At 43.7% G+C, this 18,673-nt stretch carries 15 protein-coding genes; 5 read left to right on the plus strand and 10 right to left on the minus strand.

Going from position 1 to position 18,673, the window contains the following annotated elements:
• The first annotated feature begins 13 nt into the window (after positions 1-13).
• Entirely contained in the window at positions 14-2,326 is a 2,313-nt protein-coding gene (locus tag M1D70_RS15225; RefSeq protein ID WP_456290360.1) for a helix-turn-helix domain-containing protein, read from the plus strand.
• Positions 2,327-2,732: 406 nt separating this feature from the next.
• On the opposite strand, the gene M1D70_RS15230 is transcribed toward M1D70_RS15225, so the two are convergent.
• Positions 2,733-3,485 (minus strand): SDR family oxidoreductase, encoded by a 753-nt coding sequence (locus M1D70_RS15230; RefSeq protein WP_183582834.1) that lies wholly within the window; start codon positions 3,483-3,485, stop codon positions 2,733-2,735.
• A 175-nt stretch (positions 3,486-3,660) separates the two neighbouring features.
• Between M1D70_RS15230 and M1D70_RS15235 the strand changes: the two genes are divergently transcribed.
• The gene (locus M1D70_RS15235) at positions 3,661-4,008 is read left to right on the plus strand and encodes a winged helix-turn-helix transcriptional regulator (RefSeq protein ID WP_326116333.1); all 348 of its coding nucleotides are present in this window, start codon (positions 3,661-3,663) and stop codon (positions 4,006-4,008) included.
• 411 nt (positions 4,009-4,419) lie between these two features.
• On the opposite strand, the gene M1D70_RS15240 is transcribed toward M1D70_RS15235, so the two are convergent.
• From M1D70_RS15240 to M1D70_RS15255, 4 genes are all read right to left on the minus strand, one after another.
• The gene (locus M1D70_RS15240; protein ID WP_456290443.1) at positions 4,420-4,536 is read right to left on the minus strand and encodes a hypothetical protein; all 117 of its coding nucleotides are present in this window, start codon (positions 4,534-4,536) and stop codon (positions 4,420-4,422) included.
• 798 nt (positions 4,537-5,334) lie between these two features.
• The gene (locus M1D70_RS15245; protein WP_127589995.1) at positions 5,335-5,880 is read right to left on the minus strand and encodes a dihydrofolate reductase family protein; all 546 of its coding nucleotides are present in this window, start codon (positions 5,878-5,880) and stop codon (positions 5,335-5,337) included.
• A gap of 598 nt (positions 5,881-6,478) precedes the next feature.
• A complete protein-coding gene (locus M1D70_RS15250; protein ID WP_456290361.1) occupies positions 6,479-7,126 on the minus strand; it encodes a DUF4367 domain-containing protein in 648 nt (215 codons plus the stop codon).
• Between the two features lie 862 nt (positions 7,127-7,988).
• Positions 7,989-9,151, minus strand: a protein-coding gene (locus M1D70_RS15255) for an IS3 family transposase (protein ID WP_456287407.1) whose coding sequence is annotated in 2 segments (ribosomal slippage) — positions 7,989-8,887 and positions 8,887-9,151 — 1,164 coding nt in all. Because the reading frame shifts where the segments join, the coding sequence is not laid out codon by codon here.
• 695 nt (positions 9,152-9,846) lie between these two features.
• Here M1D70_RS15255 and M1D70_RS15260 point away from each other — a divergent pair.
• From M1D70_RS15260 to M1D70_RS15270, 3 genes are all read left to right on the plus strand, one after another.
• Positions 9,847-10,269: a hypothetical protein gene (locus M1D70_RS15260; protein WP_456290362.1), complete on the plus strand. Its 423-nt coding sequence runs from the start codon at positions 9,847-9,849 to the stop codon at positions 10,267-10,269.
• A gap of 244 nt (positions 10,270-10,513) precedes the next feature.
• Positions 10,514-11,284: a hypothetical protein gene (locus tag M1D70_RS15265; protein ID WP_456290363.1), complete on the plus strand. Its 771-nt coding sequence runs from the start codon at positions 10,514-10,516 to the stop codon at positions 11,282-11,284.
• Positions 11,284-11,805, plus strand: coding sequence for a hypothetical protein (locus M1D70_RS15270; protein WP_456290364.1), 522 nt, complete (start codon positions 11,284-11,286; stop codon positions 11,803-11,805). Before M1D70_RS15265 ends, M1D70_RS15270 begins: the two co-directional genes overlap by 1 nt.
• Positions 11,806-12,053: 248 nt before the next feature.
• On the opposite strand, the gene M1D70_RS15275 is transcribed toward M1D70_RS15270, so the two are convergent.
• The 5 genes from M1D70_RS15275 to M1D70_RS15295 all read right to left on the minus strand — a co-directional run bounded on the left by M1D70_RS15275 (position 12,054) and on the right by M1D70_RS15295 (position 18,566).
• Complete coding sequence (locus M1D70_RS15275) at positions 12,054-12,335, minus strand: hypothetical protein (protein WP_456290365.1); 282 nt, start codon at positions 12,333-12,335, stop codon at positions 12,054-12,056.
• 410 nt (positions 12,336-12,745) lie between these two features.
• The gene (locus M1D70_RS15280; RefSeq protein WP_456290366.1) at positions 12,746-13,639 is read right to left on the minus strand and encodes a CPBP family intramembrane glutamic endopeptidase; all 894 of its coding nucleotides are present in this window, start codon (positions 13,637-13,639) and stop codon (positions 12,746-12,748) included.
• Positions 13,640-13,792: 153 nt separating this feature from the next.
• Positions 13,793-14,437, minus strand: a complete 645-nt coding sequence (locus tag M1D70_RS15285; protein WP_433939825.1) for a response regulator — start codon at positions 14,435-14,437, stop codon at positions 13,793-13,795.
• A complete protein-coding gene (locus tag M1D70_RS15290) occupies positions 14,424-15,365 on the minus strand; it encodes a sensor histidine kinase (protein WP_456290367.1) in 942 nt (313 codons plus the stop codon). The genes M1D70_RS15285 and M1D70_RS15290 overlap by 14 nt, the downstream gene beginning before the upstream one ends.
• A 1,095-nt stretch (positions 15,366-16,460) precedes the next feature.
• Complete coding sequence (locus M1D70_RS15295; RefSeq protein ID WP_456290368.1) at positions 16,461-18,566, minus strand: alpha-galactosidase; 2,106 nt, start codon at positions 18,564-18,566, stop codon at positions 16,461-16,463.
• Positions 18,567-18,673 lie beyond the last annotated feature (107 nt).

Consider the following 18,673-nt stretch of genomic DNA (forward strand, 5'->3'; position numbering starts at 1 on the left):
GGCTGTGATGCGCATGATCAAAAGCCAGCGATTCTACCGATATTTTTTGTCATACATATTAATAACGGTAATTTCTCTGTCGATCATGAGCGGTGTAGTATACAACCTGGTATTAAGTTCTATGCGTGATGAAGTCCGCCACGCCATGATAAATTCACTCGATCAGTTCCGGAATGCCCTGGATCAGAGGATCCAAGAAATGGACCGGATGGCGCATCAGATTTCGAAGCATACAGATCTCACTCCGTTTAAAACAACGTCAACAGGCTACGGCGCCTACCTAGCGATCGATGAATTGAAACAGTTCCTCACCACCAACCGTTTTATTTCGGATATTGTCATCCATTATAACAGCCGCAAAGTAGACACCCTCTATGCCGCCAGCGGGACCTATGATATTAACCATTTTTTCAACGATATCTTTCGTTTTAAAAATTGGGACCAAAATCAATTTCTAATTGATAGCGCTTCCATATTATCGCCAGTCATGCGTCCAATGGATGCATTGCTCGTAAATCAGGTTGCAGAACAGAACTATGTCGTTTATTCGGTCCCATTGGTAGCCAGTGCCGATACTCCTTACGGTACAGTCATGTTTCTTATTCCTGAAAAATCTTTTAACCAGCTTGCCGCTAATGTCCTTGGCGATTATAACGGTTCCGTGTATATTTTGGGTGACCAGGGCCAGAATCTCTATACCTATAACCGCGGCACAGCTGATGCCGGCCTGATGAATACTTTAACAGGTATGATGCCCGGAACCCAAAACCCCTGGAGCATTAATCATATACATTACCAGAATCAGGAGTACACGGTTACCAAAAAGGATTCCACAGCAAGGAACTACCGCTACCTCGCAGCCCTTCCATCGGATCAGATTATGTATAAAGTGGATCAAGTAAAAGACATTTATAACCTGACGGTATTTGGCATCTTTATTTTCGGTGTGGCTTTAGCCACTGCCCTATCGGTTCGGAATTATAAACCACTTCAGAAGCTTATGGGTGTGATTGCTGCCCAAAATCCGGCTTCACAGCTGCCTACACCGTCAGGCAAAAAGGACGAACTGGATGTTATCTCAACCGCTGTCGCAAATATGATCCGCGAAAATGAAGGGATGATCCACCAGCTGCATCATCAAGCTATTTCACTCCGGGAACAATTCGTACTCTCTTTGATCCGGGGAAAATACAAGACTAGAGAAGAAATTAATAGCTACCTGCATTCCGCAAACCTGCCGATGTATGATCCATTCTTTGCCGTCTTTTTGTTATATATCGATGATTATGAATCATTCCGTGCAGAATATTCAGACACTATGCAAAGCCATCTTAAAGACAGCCTCATAAAGGTCCTGGAGGAAGGGGACGACGGTATCGGTCAAGGCTGCGGCGCAGAGCTCTTAGACGGACGCAGCATGGTCTTCGTATTGAATTTGAAAGACGGCCAGGATACAGAAGCTATTCTGCGTGAATACGCCGAACAAGTTATGTCTCTCATCCGGCATTATTTCCGATTTACCGTCACAATTGGTGTTGGATGCACTTATCCGGAGGTTAATCAGATTTCACAGTCCTTTATCGAAGCAAACCATGCTGCGCGCTATCGGCTGATGCATGGCGGCTGTCGGATCATTTATTACCCTGACATTGACCAAAACCATGTAACCAAGCGGTCTTATCCTGTTGAGATTTTGGATCAGTTGGTAAAATCCATTCGACAGGGCGATCAACTGGCGGTGATAGATGCGGTTCAAAAAGCCATGACATACATCCGTGATCAGAACATGAGTGTGGAAGTCGCTTTGTTTATCTGCTTTGATATCGTTAATAATGTGGCCAAAACGCTCATGGAGTTGGAGATCGAACTTGATGAAGCAACCAACGAGACATTAGGTAAACTATTCGTTCCCCATCTGGAAACGATTGAGGAGTTGGAGCGATTAATCACTGACATCTGCCTTCGAGTCTGCATTACCACCAGCAGTAAGAAAGAAAGCGGGAATACAGAACTGCTTGATGAGATTAAAGCATATATTGAGGAAAACTACAAAGACCACTCACTCTCTCTAAAATGCATTGCTGACCAGTTCGGCATATCGGCTTCTTATGCTACTCGATTCTTCAAAAACCAGACCGGTGAACCCCTAATGCGTTATATTGATTGCTTGCGAATGCAGGAGGCTAAGCAGTTGTTAAAAACAACTGACCTTACGCTGAAAGATATTCTCTACGAGGTTGGTTATATTGATTCCACTAACTTTATTCGTAAATTCAAACGAAATGAAGGTCTGACGCCTATTCAGTACCGCAATCTTATGAATTAAGGATGTTCTGCGATTTTAAGCAGGTCTCGAGTCCCCGGTAATACTAAAGAAACCGCATCTAAAACATAGTTAGATGATTATCTAATCGGGAATCGGCTCATGTTCTTGTCCATTACGGCAATCGGTACAAGTTCTTGTCCTTGGCTCGGGACAAGAACTTGTACCGATAACATAAAAAAGCCGCTCAAATAGCGACTTTCAATGGGACCATGTTCTTGTCCCTCGACAATTCTGCACGTGTCTTCTGCATTAGCTCTAAGTGTCCTTTGCGCCAGGACATGAGCGTACAGTTTTAAGGCCACCCCTGAGGTGTGGCCTTTACTTTGATATCGCTTTGTTCAATAAAAAAGCGAACACATTATGAGTGTCCGCCTGTAGAGCAGTTGTGTAGCGCCTTGAGACTACATTACCACGGGTACGTTCCGTTTGCGTGCGTGAACGTACCTGTCGGGCCTTCCGAGCCAAGGAGCGCAACGCGAACCGCCTCGCTGGCGCCCTCCTCGACAGTCTCCGTGCCCGTATAGTTGTTGAATTTCGTCTTGGTGTAGCCCGGGGAGACGGCGTTGACCTTGATTCCAGTCGGCTCCAGCTCGATAGCCATGGCGAGCGTCATAGCGTTGAGAGCTGTCTTGGACGCAGGGTAGACAGGGCTGAAGTGCGAACGAAAGGGGAACGACGGGTCCGAATTCAACGTCAGCGAGCCAACGCCGCTCGACACGTTGACAATGCGGGCTGCTGGCGCCTCGCGTAGGAGCGGTAGCATCGCCTGGGTAACGGCGAGGACGCCGAATACGTTGGTCTCCCACACCGCACGCACTTCATCGAGAGACACGTTGCTCGGGAGGCTCGACTTCGTGATCTCCTCGGGCGATCTGCCCGGCTTGCCCGCGTGCGAGATGGCCGCGTTGTTGATGAGCACGTCGAGACGTCCGATTTCGCTCCGGATGCGCTCCGCCGCTGCGGCGATCGAAGCCTGATCCGTCACGTCGAGCTGGAGCGCGTGTGCATCCGGCCCAACCTCCTTGGCCGCAGCCTCGCCGCGTTCTATATTGCGCGACCCGACCAGTACAGTGAAGCCGTGTGCCACGAGATCCTTTGCGATCTGAAGACCAATTCCTTGATTAGCCCCGGTGACTAAGGCAACAGATTTGTTTTGCATAGTAAACTTCTCCCTTCTTGCGTCGATTTGTGGCTAACACCTCTGTTGTGCTGATGACAAGATAAGCGGATCCCACAAATTAAATTATGTATCAAAAGTAACAATAATAGAAGTACCCACTTTTTTGTGATATAGTAACTAAAAAGTAATAATTGACGCTGGAGGAGATTACTAAATGAAAGTTTATTACTGTAACCTTGAAGTTACGTTGGAGGTAATTGGAGGGAAATGGAAAGGACTAGTTTTATATTATTTGATACATGGTCCAAAACGAACGAGTGAGTTAAAGCGGCTTGTGCATAATATTTCTCAAAAAATGCTTATCCAAACCCTTAGAGAATTGGAAGCTGATGGACTTGTAAGCAGAAAAATGTTTAATCAGGTCCCTCCGAAGGTCGAATATTCGACCACAGAGCTTGGGCAATCGCTTGAACCGATTCTAAGAGCGCTTTGTCAATGGGGTGACGGTTATGCCGATAAAACATTCACTGAAGGAGAAGTGCAAATTTTGCATATCGATTAAAAGTACTGCAGTAGGGGGTGGACGATTGAGAAATGGTTGAGACATCAACAATTCTGGATTCGAGTTGAGGTGTTCGAGATACTGAATGACTATTCTGCCCGTAGCTTAATGAATAGCGGGTGGAAACCGATTGGATTTATACCTAATCGGTAATCGGAACATGTTTTTGTCCTTTACGGCAATCGGTACAAGTTCTTGTCCTCGACTCGGACAAGAACTGTACCGATAAAACAAAAAAGCCGCTAAATTAGCGACTTTCAATGGGACCATGTTCTTGTCCCCCGACACCAGTGGTTGGAAAGATGATTTATTGTTTCCCGTTAGTTTAATCACCTATTGTTAGCTGCTCTTCGCAGTCCTTCTACATAGTAAGCTTTATTTGCTTCGACCTCCCGATTGGATGGGCTTTATTTAATTTATCAGTGACTCTTCCAACCAATCCGTATGTATTGTACCTGTACAAACGGCATTAACGCGTATCCCTTTGATGCAGCACTCAACCGCTGCCGTCTTCGTTAAAACAATGATTCCTTGCTTGCTAGTCTAGTTAAAGCTTAAAACACCAATCAATGCTGTTTTTGTTTACAACTATCCTGCCCGTTAGCTTAAAAAGGCACCTGATCGCTCTGACCAGCTGCCTCCTCTTCTTTATTCAACTATCGTGTCCCGTTAGTTCAATAAACTAAAGAGAAGTCGCCATACGAAGCCACTCCTCCATGATAATTATCTTGTGCTAACCCTTTCTTTATTAATCTAATTAAGCTTATAACCATTCCAAGGAGAATTGTAATGTTAGATAAGCTTGGATAATGACATTGAAAATCTACAATCATTGAAAAGATAAATCCAAGCAAAATAAATTCAAAACCAATGAACCATGATTTTTCTATCTGTTAAGTTTTTTCTAAACAAGATAGCCGCCACCAAGCCCGCGACAATAACGATAAGTATTGATATAAAAATATCAAGTTAGCACCGCTACTAAACCTTTGCGTTCAGATCGCTGTAGGTGAAGGTATCGGTGGAGAAATAAGCAGGATTTTGACCGTATGGATGGAGGAGACCCAGGTGTCCCACCTAAATTCTCATGTGAACAGTGTGGAGGAGAAATGTACCCGGAGGTTTAGAAAGGAGTGCATGGGTACGAATACAGTGTTTCGGATATCCTCAAAAGGAAAGTCAGAGCAAAATTCCCTGAGGGTATTCTTATCATGACCTACGCAGTTCAAGTCAGTAACTGGTAATTAGTTTTCAGTCCGTCAGCATCACGCCATGTTGCCGAAAGATGGTTTTTCCGCAAGCTCGTAGTTGTTTTCCTGATCAATCTTATCTTGCCGGAAGATAAGTCAGAACAACGACACCTGAACCGAATGTCTTTGTTTCCGCCAGTTTCAGCACTTTCTTATCGATCCCTTCTCCAAAGAGACGTTTTCCGTTTCCAAGCACAACTGGGAAAACCATGAGCCGATATTCGTCGATGAGGTCAAGCTGCATCAGCGTTTGAACGAGCGCGCAGCTGCCAAATACCAAGATATCCTTACCAGGCTGCTGTTTCAGCTTGGATATTTCCTCCGTGATATTGCCCTTGATCAGCGAAGAATTGTTCCATTCCACTTTTTCCAGAGTTGTTGAAATCACGTGCTTGGGGTAACCGTTCATCATCCGGCCATATTCCCCTTCCTGCTCGATCAAATTAGGCCAAGCCGCTGCAAAATTAACATACGTTTCGCGTCCAAGCAGAAGAGCGTCGCTTGCTTTCAGTTCATCGAACTTGAATTGCTTTGTTTCCTCACTACGGAATTGGATCGTCCACTGCGGATTCTCCATGACGCCATCCAGCGATACAAACTCAGATACAACTACTTTTCTCATTTTCATTCTCCTTTTTTATCAATACTATCCGTCTGTCTGATTGTACGATAGCACGAGTAATGCTGATTTGTACCAGGTATTGTCGCAATAAACAAGCCCAGCATCAGTCCCGCGAAGATAAGTCCCATTTTTTTTATTTCCACGACTTGGTTAATCCTTCCGCACTTGCATTTTTCGTTGTTCACGAAATATATTTTAGCTTGAGACATGTGAACAGATTTCTCATGGATTGCTATTCCCGAATATTTGGATACGATACTTAAACATTTTTCTCTTTTTGAATATCAATTTAGCACGCTACTAAACCTTTGCGGTCTAGAAGTTGCAATAGTTACGCTAAACTGCCCGTTAGCTTAATGAAAATGCATGGGAACATAGTTAGATACTTATCTAATCGGTAATCGGCTCATGTTCTTGTCCTCGACTCGGGACAAGAACTTGTACCGATAAAACAAAAAAGCCGCTGAATTAGCGCGACTTTATATGGGATCATGTTCTTATCGCTCGACAACTATGTATGCAAACTTGAATTGTTAATTGACATAAACTTCCCCTTATTAACAGCGAAGTCATTAAAAAGCAGCCCGATTAAGAGTGCTTATTCATGTATTTGTTTTGCGATATCCATCAGTTCATCAATTGTGGCAGTGTTGGAAATTATACTGAACAGGTGGTCATTCGTAATCAGATGCACAACTTTTCTAGCTTCCCCGTCGACATACAGCGTTGATATGCCATTAACTTCGGTTGTTTCAACTGTTTCAAGGGAGTAATCATCTTTTAAGCTCTCAATGACATATGGGATATCTTTTGTCGTATCAGTTTGGTTTACAAGTATTTCGTCTCCATCTGCAGATCTGAATAAGGACATAATATGAAGTCCGTACTCATTCTGAAATGCTTGGACATTCTCTTGAGTCAATCCTGTAGATTGGAGTGATGCTATATCGCCTGAAAGCGGAATGTGTATATCCTCTGCTGGTATTTCTGTAATATCAACCAACCCTTCATGCGGTATCCCAGGACCAACTGTTGTTTCAGGTTTAGTTTCAATTGTTTCTTGGCCTGTAGATACAGAATCATCCCCAACTGAGCTGTTAGTGGTTTGCTCCAACGGTGAGGACGCTTCAACAGCATCTTTTTGTACTTCTTGCTCCGCTCCAGAAGCATATGAATAGTAAGCAAAACCGCCACCGCCAAGAACCAGTGCGCTCGCTAAGGCCGTAATAGCTAATTGTTTTTTCATAAGAAATCCTCCTTTAATAAACTCTTCCAGAGTTTACGGTACTAGAATTGCTTTTATACTGCAGGTAGTAATTTAAAGTTGAAGTATTACCACCAGGATGAACATAGCTTACATAATAGGTTGTACTATGAGGTCCCCAAAAATAAAACTCGTAATCAGTCACAACAGTGGTAACATATTTATTCATTGCGTTCAAACTTCCTGATCCTACCACCCCATCAGAAGTCAAACCCTCTCTACTTTGAAAAGCTCAACCAACCTCCTTGATTATGGGTTATTTACCATAATATATATGTTAATGTAATTCATAACACTAATCAAATTTTGTGATAAATTGTCCTATTATTCGACAAAGAATTGAGTCGATGCGACTACTCTTTCCCTAACACTCAGAGATAATTGTCTTGATTGAAAGATTCCTCCTTTAGTTAAGTATTTTGTTTCTCATTTATATATTCACCACAGAGTCTAAAAAAGTTGGATAATATTTGGAAATTTTCATAAATTTAATTCAAGGAGTTGGGAATCTACTATATAAAAAGTGCAGCATCTTACCCAATATAACTATCGTAGCTCCCCATATTCATCCTCCTTTTCTCATCAAATTTAAATTCCTTAATCCATTATCAAGTCCATTTATATTCCATTCTGGTGTTACGTAATCCTGCCCGTTAGTTTAATAAAAGGGTGTCTGCTGCCATCGATGAAATCTTATCGGGAATGTAACCATGTTCTTGTCATTAGTCTGGAATGCTATCAAGTTCTTGTCATTGTGTTTTGACAAGAACTTGATAACATAAATATAAAAAGCCGCTGATTTGGTCATAACCCTGTCAAGTAGACAGTACAAAAAAGACAAGATTTAAGCTGCGGCCGTTTCCCGGTATTCTACCGGGGAACGGTCGTTTAATTTTTTCTGGAATCGGTTCTGGTTATAGAACAGAATGTATTCACTCACTTGCTGTTCAACCTCAGCTTTGTTTGCTGCCTCATTCAAGTATATTTTCTCGCTCTTCAAATGAGAGAAGAAAGACTCGATACAGGCATTGTCCAGGCAATTTCCTCGCCTAGAGTGACTGCCTAGCATGCCGAGTTGTTTCAGTTTACGGTTAAATGGTTTTGACGTGTATTGAAATCCTTGATCTGAGTGTAGGATTACCCCACTCACATCCACGTGCTGACGGAGTCTATCCAGCGTTTCATGAACCAAAGCGAGGTCATTTCGTTCCGATAAATGCCAAGCTACAATCTCGTTATTGTATAAATCCTGAATCACAGACAGGTACACAAATTGTTCTCCAGCACGAATATAGGTAATATCTGTGACCAGTTTAGTTCGTGGCGTATCCGCCTTAAACTGGCGTTGAAGCCGATTCGGATTCACCACGGAAGCTTGTTTTCCAAAGAATCGACGCTTCTTCCGAATGACAGAACAGATTTCTAATTGTTTCATTAATCGATACACCTTTTTGTGGTTGACCCTAATGCCTTCCCTCCGTAAAGCTACCGTCATTCGAAGATAACCAAAGTAGGGATGAATGCGATGGATGGCAAGCAGATGGGATTCCAATTCATGCTGCTTTTGTCTACGTTCTTTTGCCGCTTGCAAGCTCTTTCTCCACTTGTAATAGCCTGAACGGGAAACCGCGGCTAACTTCAAGAGCCAAACAAGACGATGGCGTACTCGCAAGTCCTCTATGATCTGAAATCTAGCAGCTTTACTCGTCACTCCTTGTGCAGATTTGGATACTGCTTTTTTAAATATTCAATCTCCGCTCGCAAGTATGCCATCTCTTCTTCCATACTGGAAAACTTCGTTCTGGGGCGTCCCCGTTTGGATGTGGCAGGTTCTAGGCTCATTCCACGTTTCGTTTTCGCCGCCCATACTTGTACTTGAGATTTATTTTGAATACCTAAACGTTTTGCTACTTCACGAATACTCATATGTTCTTCATTGACCAGTCGGGCCGCCTCCAATTTTAATTCCAAGGAGTACCGTTGGTAAGTTTGTCCTTTTTTAGCCATGAAAAAATCCCCTTCGTTAGGCAAGATTAAGTCCATCTTAACAGATGTCTTTTTTCTCTTGTCTACTAAAAGGGGATAATACCAATTATGCGGCTTCTAATGTTACTATGTTTTTGTCACCCGACAAATGAAGAATGAGATGACCAAGCTAATAAATATTCTAGCTTCGATTGAATCGCCTCAGGCGTGATTTGTTCCCATGCTTTTGTCCCCCGACAGATTGACACAATTTCGCCGCCCTCTTCTATTTATAACTTCTATACTGATGATGGGGATGTAAGTGTGCTCCCGGTTCCTCTATTAATAACATAGTCATCATATTACTCTCTTTAATTCCTTATCTGACCGGATCATGAGGCTCTCCTTGTCCCGAACATACTCCTGCACGATTTCCTGAGCTGTACAAGTTCCGGTATTGGTTACATCAACAGTAACCCGAAGCTGCTTCCGTATGCTCCATTCGCTTCTTGAAGAGTAAACCTTTTATAATTTCTCGCGTTAGTTTTTAAGATGGCCTGTTGGTCTTTATAGATATATATCGAGCTTCACAACTATGTCATTACAGCAAAATGATAGAGTATGTAATTAAGTTCCACATAATTGGTAAATTGTACAGATAGATCTATTCCCGTTTATTCTGATAATATACCTAATGTTGTGTACATAGCAAACAAAAACATTTTGGGGATACTTAATTGCAGAAAACGAAAATTTTAATTTTATTGGGAGGGCTATTAGTTCTCGTTGCAAGCTTTAGTTTATTTGCAGGGGCGGAAGCTGCTTCTAAACAAACTGTTACATTTGATGCTTCAACTCCGATTACATTTAATATGAAGAAAAACTACAATGCCAAAAAAATTCCGCCTGGCTTTGATAAGAAAAAAAATGTTGAAACCGGCAAAAAATTAGGCATCAATGTTATGACAGCACAAAGTGAAGATTCTACCTTTAATGAAAAATTGAGATCTCCACTTAATAAAGATTCAATAACTGTAAATCAAGAACTTAGAAATGATGGAGACTATCTAATTGGCAACGGCGGTAGTATAGAACTTAGCATTGAGGGAAAGAAGCATAACTTACCAATCCTGAGTTCTTTGGTCTCTCATTTTAATTAAAAAATGGTAATCATCTATTGACTGGTAGTTTCGAAACTGAAATCCAACAAGATAGTGGTACTTTAGTTCCTTCTACTGTTAGTTTCACAAGTATAGTCGAAACCGGTGAAGGAATTTACAGCGTAACTATGGGTACCATTGAGGAGGGACCAGTAGTACTAATCTTTGGCGATGATAATTTCGCGACGCAAGAAATTCGTGACATAATCAGAGAGCAAGCCAACATTGAGGAGGACGTTCTCTAATGAATGGTAAGAACAAGTTTAATATCGTATTTGTTTTAGCAATAATGATTTTTATTGTCTCTTCAACACCTGCCCATGCCCAAAATATGGGGCAATATTATCACAAAGGGAATGCTTATAGCAGTTATTACGACAGTGGAAATCAAGCTATAAATGGCTGGAGTACCGTCGTTATGGCTACTTCATCAAGAATGGCTAGTCAGGGCAGTCTAGGGTACACATCGATTCAAGCCTGGGCAAGACTTGATACACTTAAAGCTCAATATAGTCCTTATTATGCGCCAGCAGTTGCAGCCATAGAGACCAAGATGAAAACAACTACAACAAATAGCGATAGAGACTTTTATTTAATCCAAACTAATCCAGGTCATAACGTTAAGAAACATTCGGTGGATACATTTATTTTTGATTTAATTGATTATAAAATTCCTGGGGTGAGTTTGGTTGGCAAACTAGCTGAAAACTATGCGAATGGTTTTACTTCTGGTACAGAACAAAATTTATCAAATCCCAAAAATGGTACCTTAACTTTTTTAAACCCTACTAACGCTAGTTTATCAAACAATATTAGTTGGAAGGATGCTAATAAAGTTATAGGCTCCAAAAATAATTCTGGGGCAGCTGCTGAATTTCACTTCACTGTGGCTGATGGAAATCAAATTAACGTTGCACCTCAAGCTCGAGTACAGTACGGATTATATACAGCCAACACCATAGTTCCTATTAAATTGTGGTCAAATTATGCGTATGTGAACCACACGTTGAACTAATGACGAAGAAAAAATATTCTAAAATCATCATAGTCATTGTCGTTTTATTGATTATTGCGTCAACTATTATTTTAATTGAAAACTCAATCAGTAAGAAAGAAGCTGAGGTTAATTCGAGTTACTACACTGGTTTTGTTTCAAGAGTACAGAAATTGGATGATACACTTGCTCAAACCAGTGAGATAGAGTCTAATAGAGAAATTGAGCAAATGTTTGATGTGTATACTTCCATTATTTTAGTGAATGACCGACTAACTCTTCTTAAAGAAAACACTAAAAGTTTCCCTGATATAAATGTTCTCATCAATGACTTTTTAATATTTAGAGATGAATATGGTTATCTTGTAAAAGATCAATTAGAAGGTAATCGTGTAGATTCCGATGTACACATAAAAGTGGTTAAACAGATCAAATTATTCCTGAATAACTTGCCAAAAGAATACGAGCATTCTAAGGCATTTTCTGATCAGTTTAGTGCTGCTGCTGATCATATTAAGCCATTACTACATCTTAATTTCTAATCTATTTGAGCCGCGGTTGCGGCTCTTTTTCTGTATTTCAAATAATAATAACTTTCGAATTGTTGTTATTTGAGTAGCATGTTTTATAGCTGACTAGCTGCTCCAATTGGTTTCTTCGAAACTGCGATACCATCACCTCCTAATCTCCGCTTTCCTAAGTACAGTAGATCTTGATAAATTGTTAACCGTTACACTAACCTGGTCCGTTAACTTAATGAAATTGCATGGAAACATAGTTAGATGCTTATCTAATTTGCAATCGGTACAAGTTCTTGTCCTGGACTCAGGACAAGAACTTGTACCGATAAAACAAAAAAGCCGCTATAATAGCGACTTTCAATGGGACTATGTTTTTGTACTCCGACATCATATGATCTTGATAAACTATGGATGGCCCCCATAGTCGCGCCCCATTTACTAAACAAACGTGAACCCCATAATTCTGGTTCACTATCAAAGAACTTTCCAGGAATCCCCTCAAAAACGACGGCAATAAAACATTCTTCACGATCTATGCATACTTTCGTCATGTTGCCTTCTATTGTTTGAATTGGCAATGAGGTGCGAACACCGTTTTCAGCTAAGTAACGAACCCATTGGGTATGTATTCTCCGAAGGTGGCTCTAAACTGTTCGTTCCCCTTAGCAGCTTGCCATTGGGGTTTCCACCGCTCGTATAACATCTTTTCAATATGGAAGCTGTCTACCTTTAGCGACTTTCAACGGGACCATAATCTTGTCCCCCCGACAGTGATCGGCATGATAAGCGCGTTGTTGCCCAACCCAATGGCAATCCGCTGTCTCTTCGGATGTACATAAATGCCCACCAACGGGCTTACAGACAAAGTCCAACATCACTTTCGTATAGACAGGTTCAGGCATCTACCCGAAAATCACCAATCAATCAACCGCAATGATGTTTGCATTCATTCATCTGTCGTTTACTTTGATACAGGAAGGTTCCGGGCCACATCCCCTCGTTTCCGTGCAGTCCCAATTAGCATAGGGATGGAAATCAGAAGACTGACTACAACCGGAACAATAGAGCCCTCGAGTCCAAAGTGGCCCCCTGTGAGAAGTGCGGCACCATTCACCTTTACAGTAAAGAGACCGGCAGCAGGGTGTCCGGAAACAGGAATGCCAAGCAAGCCTTCAATAGCGTTCCATGCAAAATGCAGTCCCATGGTAAACCACAAGTTCCGCCGCCACAAGAAGGCGGCCCCGAGCAGAACACCCGCTTCCAAGACTATGGCGAACGCGCTCCATAATGTTGCCCCTGGATTTCCAAGATGGGCAACTCCAAAGAATAGAGAGGTCACAGCAAGCGCGAGCGGTCTTCCCCCCAATTGAACAATGGCTTGAAACATAAGTCCACGAAAGATAAGTTCCTCGACAATGGCTGCCCCTAAGGCTGCTTCAAGGGAGGAGATTAGAACAGAACTCGTATCCGCAGAACTTGCCCACTGAAAGGAGTACCCTCCCAGAGCCATAATAATAAAAACGGACCCTGTGATAAAAATCGCCCCGGTTAGTACGCCCAAAACCGTTTCCATCCCTGCGCGCTGTCTGGATATCTCTGGAGTGGACCGCCGCGCCAGGTATGTCAGCGTGAGCTTATAAACTAAGATGGCTAGAGATCCCATCACTAGTGTGCAAACAAGGGAAACTGTCCCCTCTACTCGCGCTGACAGCTGCCTGAATAACGTATCGATGAGAATAATGCCGATAGCCCCCGCAATCATCCAGACGATTGGAAAGCGCCAAAATGAACTCCGAGCCCTTAAATTCCTGCCATTCTGCAGCATCCCTTTATTTTCAGACATTTTTTTCTTCATGTCTTGTATCGCCTCCTCTGTTGTTTGATGCTATGAGTATAGGCTGAAAAAGTCATAAAGAGACAGTGCGCTTTTGTCATAATTTATTCTATGGCTATATTCAAAAAAAGCCGGCAACCCTAATAAGTTACCAGCTTCTTGGGGATCGGCTTTTTAATGATCCATAATTCCCGAATCTCGGGCTTTACGGGCGGCCTCCCGCCTTCCTTTCACATTCAGCTTCGAATAAATCGTTGAGATATAATTTTTAACCGTCCCTTCACTAAGATACAGCGCCTCGGCAATGTCTTGATTACGCAGGCCAGAAGCCAGCTTATGCAGCACTTCTATTTCACGGGCAGTAAGCCCGAATTCATTATTTTTCGTAGAGGTGGTATTGTTGATGCTCTTGATCATTTTACTCGCCATTTCCTGCGAGATTAAAGTCCCTCCCGCCTGAACCACCCGTATGCCTGCAGCCAGGTCTTTGGGATGAAGGGCTTTGAGCAGATATCCTTCTGCTCCATAGCTTAACGCGGCTAACACATATTCTACTTCCTTATAGGAAGTCAGCATGATGATTTTGGTTGCAGGTATTCGTTCTTTAATCAAGGCCGTTGCGGCAACGCCGTCCATGACTGGCATATTGATATCCATCAACACAATATCCGGCATAAACTGCTCGCAGCCCTTCAATGCTTCTTCCCCATTCTTGGCTAAACCGACAATTTCCAAATCCTCTTCCATGGACAGGACGATATGTAAGCTCTCGAGAATTAACTCTTGATCATCTGCAAGTAGCACTTTAATTTTTACCATGTGGAATCACTCCCTTCAGCGGGATTTCGCATCTGACTTCGGTTATCGCTGGAGTTCCCTCTCCAGATGTTAGGTGTAGGCTGCCTCCCAACCGCTCGACCCGGTGATGCATCGTGGTCAAGCCGAAGCCATAATTTAGCTTGTCGATCGGTTTGCCGTCATTTCGAACGGACAATTGCAGATTGCTCTCAGATAATCTAAGCTCCAGATGCAGTTGAGATGCTTTTCCATGTTTCAGTGCGTTTGTAAAGGATTCCTGGATGACCCGAAGGACCGCTTGCCGTACCTCAAAACGTATGGACCGCTCTGTCTCCGGCAGACTCAAAGTCAGGGCCGTACCCGTGTGCTCCCGGAAACGGACCGCAAGGGATTCAACCTGTCGGATCAGACTTGATTCCTCTTCTTCCCCCATCTCGTGTACGATGTTTCTCATTTCGTCGAGATTTTTCTCAGCCAATGTTCTTAAGCGAAATAACCGATCTTTGGCCTCGGCAGGCTTGCTATCCATAAGGGCAATAGAAGCATCAAGGCTCAGAATAAGTGAGATAAAGGAATGCCCCAGTGTATCATGAAGCTCCTTGGACATGCGGTTGCGCTCTTCAAGCAAAGTCATTTTCTCGATCTCGGCCGTGTAGTGAGTTAACAACTTATTTTGCTGCTCCACTTCGGCTACCAGTTTATTCTTCTGATCATATGCATTGGCGACGAAGCTTGCCCACATGCCGATGAAGCAGAACAGCAGATTGTCTGCTCCGATGCTTAGGGTTTGCTCCCAAGATAACCTTAGGTAAGACTGAAAGGAAAAAGGAATGAAAACAACTACGGGAATGATCCAAAGGGTTTGCTTAGTCAATAAGTACCCCATTGTAAGACTCGGCAGTAAATAGTCCGCTTTTGAAGTCAGATCCGGATGAATGACAGAATTCACATAATAAGAACCGCCAAGCAATAGCTCCAATATGCAAAACCAGACTTTGTTCATCCGGCGCCCAGGAAACCAAAACAGCAACGGGACGACAAGAGCTATGCTCAGCCAGATTACGTTTAATACCGTTCGGTTCGAAAACTCATTTACTGCCAAAACCCGGGACAGCAGCAAAATATAATGGTATAAACGAAGAGCGAATATACCCCAATCCATGAAAGATAATATTTTTCTCATATCATCATCTTACAGGAAATCCAAAGGGTGAATAATAAAAGATTTCTCAAATACAGTTTGAACGAAATATTAGCAGCACAAATTGGAACAAAGAAAACAAATCTCCTACTGCGTTCTTTGAGGTTTCAGGGATATCGCGGCTTTAGCGGTACGGTGAACCGTACCATAGTTTACAGACAGGTCATTCAGCTAACGTGAAGGGTTCCTACATTTTTATCCATGTGTTTGCAGGTGGTGTCAGCTACGCTGGTATTACCCCTCCATGACGTTCATTGTAGCATGGAGAACAAATTGGTTTCTCGATGTTTTTCCCGTATCGGCGGAGAAATACGTACAAAAGCAACCGCTCACGTTGATCGGCTGCCTTCTTGTTTTTATTGAGCTATCTTGAATAATATTCTCGAGCCCAGATTGACAACGTGTTTCCGATTTTTTGGGCCTGATCGAGGAACCGTCGTTTCGTTTCATTTCCCGAGGCGATTAAGGCCAACGGCAGCACGGCTTACCTTCCGGAAACTCCTAAGCTGGATTGGAGATTCCTTAGCAGCGAATCAGCGGCTGCAGAGTCTCCAAGCTGTAAGCAAACCGCCTCGAGTAAAACACATGTTTCGCGGACGATTTCTTTGGCGCGGTACACCCCAACAGGGAGTTCCCATTGCGACTTCTCTTGAGAGTCTACTGCACATATGCATCACGACACCGATGATGATCTTGATCAGCTTTCGATGTGCGTACCTCTTTACATCGGCAACTATTCTTTGTATACGGTTTTTCGTATCAGATGAATCCAAGGCTTTACCTAAATCCCTCATGTAAATGTAAGAAACGTTAGAAGAATTCCGCTTTTGATCCCGAAGTCAATTAGGCAGTGGGCTCTGTGAATGCAAGCGTCACATCAACCTTTTCCTGGTCAAAATGAACGGTGATCCTTAAGGTTTCCCCCTCTGGCGTTATCTGGCAACGGGCTCCTGTGACGCTTTGATCGGCAACTGCAAAATGATCAGGGACATAGATCCAATATTGCTCTGCTGTACCGGTCACGCCCTTCAGTTTTAGTGTCAACTCTCCGTGCTGCCATTGCTCCGCTTCTACACTGACCGCATCCATACTTACATGACGCGAAGATGCAATCAACATCGGATGCCTGATCACCGGGCGGACAGCCAGCAACTGGCAGCTGCCTATCTCAAGTTCTCGACACGGAATTGAAGCGGTATACCTGCCCAGGTACTGCTTCTGCCAAAAATCGAATACCGCATACTCCCGGTCCGGTTCGAGTCCCAGCTTCTCCATTTCCACAGATGAGGCCTGTAGAGCCTCTGTAGCAAATCGACCGGCTACACACCAGCTTCTGTCATTCGTTTGCATATGAATAGCCCACAAGGTATTAAATGGATGAATTTCCGCTTTATTCAGATTATCTCCATCGCCCTTATCACGTGTCCAGGCAAAAGCGGGAATGCTCAGATCGAGCGCTCCCGTCTCCGCGGTAACCGTTTGAAGCGGAGGAAGATTGCGCTGGATCATGTTGATTCTCTCATCATTATAATGTTCCGGCTTGTCGCTGATCATCAGCAGGCCTCCCGTCAGCGAAACGAGGGATATAACCGACTTGGCCCATTCCAGCGGTGCCCGGACGCAGACATGGTCCGGATCATTCAGATAGAGGATCCGATGCGTATGGAACCAGCGCGCCGTTTCCACCAGCTGCATCCGGATTGCCGGCCAGCTCGGACTTGAGTCCGTAGCTACACGGCAGGCGTCGGCAAGACCCACGGCCTCGCTAAGCACACCCCAGCAGGAGAGCAGATATGCATCCTCGCCAATATGCTCCTTCGCGCATTCCAGAAAAGCTCTGAATTTCGCCTGCGCCTCATCGTTTGTAATCAGTCCAGCCCGAACCGCTTCATGCAGTCCGTCAAATATCAAGTGACGAATAGCATCGGTTTTAAAGTAAGTGTACCCGGCATCCCTCAAACCTCTATAATAAGGAGCCACATGCTTGGCCAGTGTTTCGGGAGAGCAATCCAGCACATACTGAATCCACTTGCCCTTAATCGGTCTTCCATCTGCATCCTTGATGCAAGCATTCCCTAAAGATGCAAAGTCCGGATTGGTCACAACCGCATTCGTCCAAATCCCCGCCTGCAGTCCATAGGCTTTAATCCCAGATACCAAGCCTGCGTGTCCCGAGGGGAACTTTTCATTGGTTGTCAGCCACGAATCAGCAACAATACCAGTGGCTTCAGGCGGAACCAGAGGAAGCTGGTAGCCGTCATCCAACTGCACGTATTCAAGCCCATAAGCCTTGAAGTGCTCACTGACAAAGCGGGCTGCATCTATAACATGTTCCTCCCGAATGTCAAAGCGATATGCTTCCCATGAGCACCATCCTGCCACAGGTTTTAAGTCTGGCCGCCATTCCCATGGCTTATGGTAAGTGAAATTCAGATGCTTACGGTAATATTGCATGCGCAGATTGATGACCCACGGCGTGGTGCCGACTTTAACATCGATTTCAGCAAAGGAATTCCCGTCCTCCGTACTTTGAATCCGGTCATGAACCCATTGCCATTCGCCGCCGTGCCAGTCGATCAACAAATCCTGCAGCACATCGTACAATCCATTGGCGCCGTATAGGGTCGGCCTCCCACTCTGCCCAAGTATCGCTTCTCCATCTCCCGCACGCCGGGGCCGCATGTTTAATGCATCACGGCTAAGTTCGAATCGCACGCGTACAGTCTGTGGCTCATCAAAGGCCAGATACAACTGTTGAATGAAAGGATGGGTCTGTAGATTCCCATCCGAAACACGGCGGTAATATTGGTTGCCCTCGCCGGGAAGCTGAATTGAAATGATCGTTAGCCCATTGTATTCATACTTCAACTGGTTCGTTCCCTCGTCCAGGAAATGGTTGGCCTGACCGCATGGCGGCTCGACAGAATCAAGCTTATACTGCAATTTCATAATTTATTTACAGCCTCCTTCATTTTTTAAGAGGTTGTCTAAAAAGCCCGCTTCCTGATTCACTTCATGATCAAAACCGACCTTTTTAAACTCGCACATTTAAGTAG

This window comes from Paenibacillus sp. AK002 (genome assembly GCF_053903045.1).

Coding starts and splice junctions, on each gene's coding strand:
- M1D70_RS15225 (WP_456290360.1), top strand. CDS start 14: ATGATCAAAAGCCAGCGATTCTACCGATATTTTTTGTCATACATATTA.
- M1D70_RS15230 (WP_183582834.1), bottom strand. CDS start 3,485: ATGCAAAACAAATCTGTTGCCTTAGTCACCGGGGCTAATCAAGGAATT.
- M1D70_RS15235 (WP_326116333.1), top strand. CDS start 3,661: ATGAAAGTTTATTACTGTAACCTTGAAGTTACGTTGGAGGTAATTGGA.
- M1D70_RS15245 (WP_127589995.1), bottom strand. CDS start 5,880: ATGAGAAAAGTAGTTGTATCTGAGTTTGTATCGCTGGATGGCGTCATG.
- M1D70_RS15250 (WP_456290361.1), bottom strand. CDS start 7,126: ATGAAAAAACAATTAGCTATTACGGCCTTAGCGAGCGCACTGGTTCTT.
- M1D70_RS15265 (WP_456290363.1), top strand. CDS start 10,514: ATGAATGGTAAGAACAAGTTTAATATCGTATTTGTTTTAGCAATAATG.
- M1D70_RS15270 (WP_456290364.1), top strand. CDS start 11,284: ATGACGAAGAAAAAATATTCTAAAATCATCATAGTCATTGTCGTTTTA.
- M1D70_RS15275 (WP_456290365.1), bottom strand. CDS start 12,335: ATGACGAAAGTATGCATAGATCGTGAAGAATGTTTTATTGCCGTCGTT.
- M1D70_RS15280 (WP_456290366.1), bottom strand. CDS start 13,639: ATGAAGAAAAAAATGTCTGAAAATAAAGGGATGCTGCAGAATGGCAGG.
- M1D70_RS15285 (WP_433939825.1), bottom strand. CDS start 14,437: ATGGTAAAAATTAAAGTGCTACTTGCAGATGATCAAGAGTTAATTCTC.
- M1D70_RS15295 (WP_456290368.1), bottom strand. CDS start 18,566: ATGAAATTGCAGTATAAGCTTGATTCTGTCGAGCCGCCATGCGGTCAG.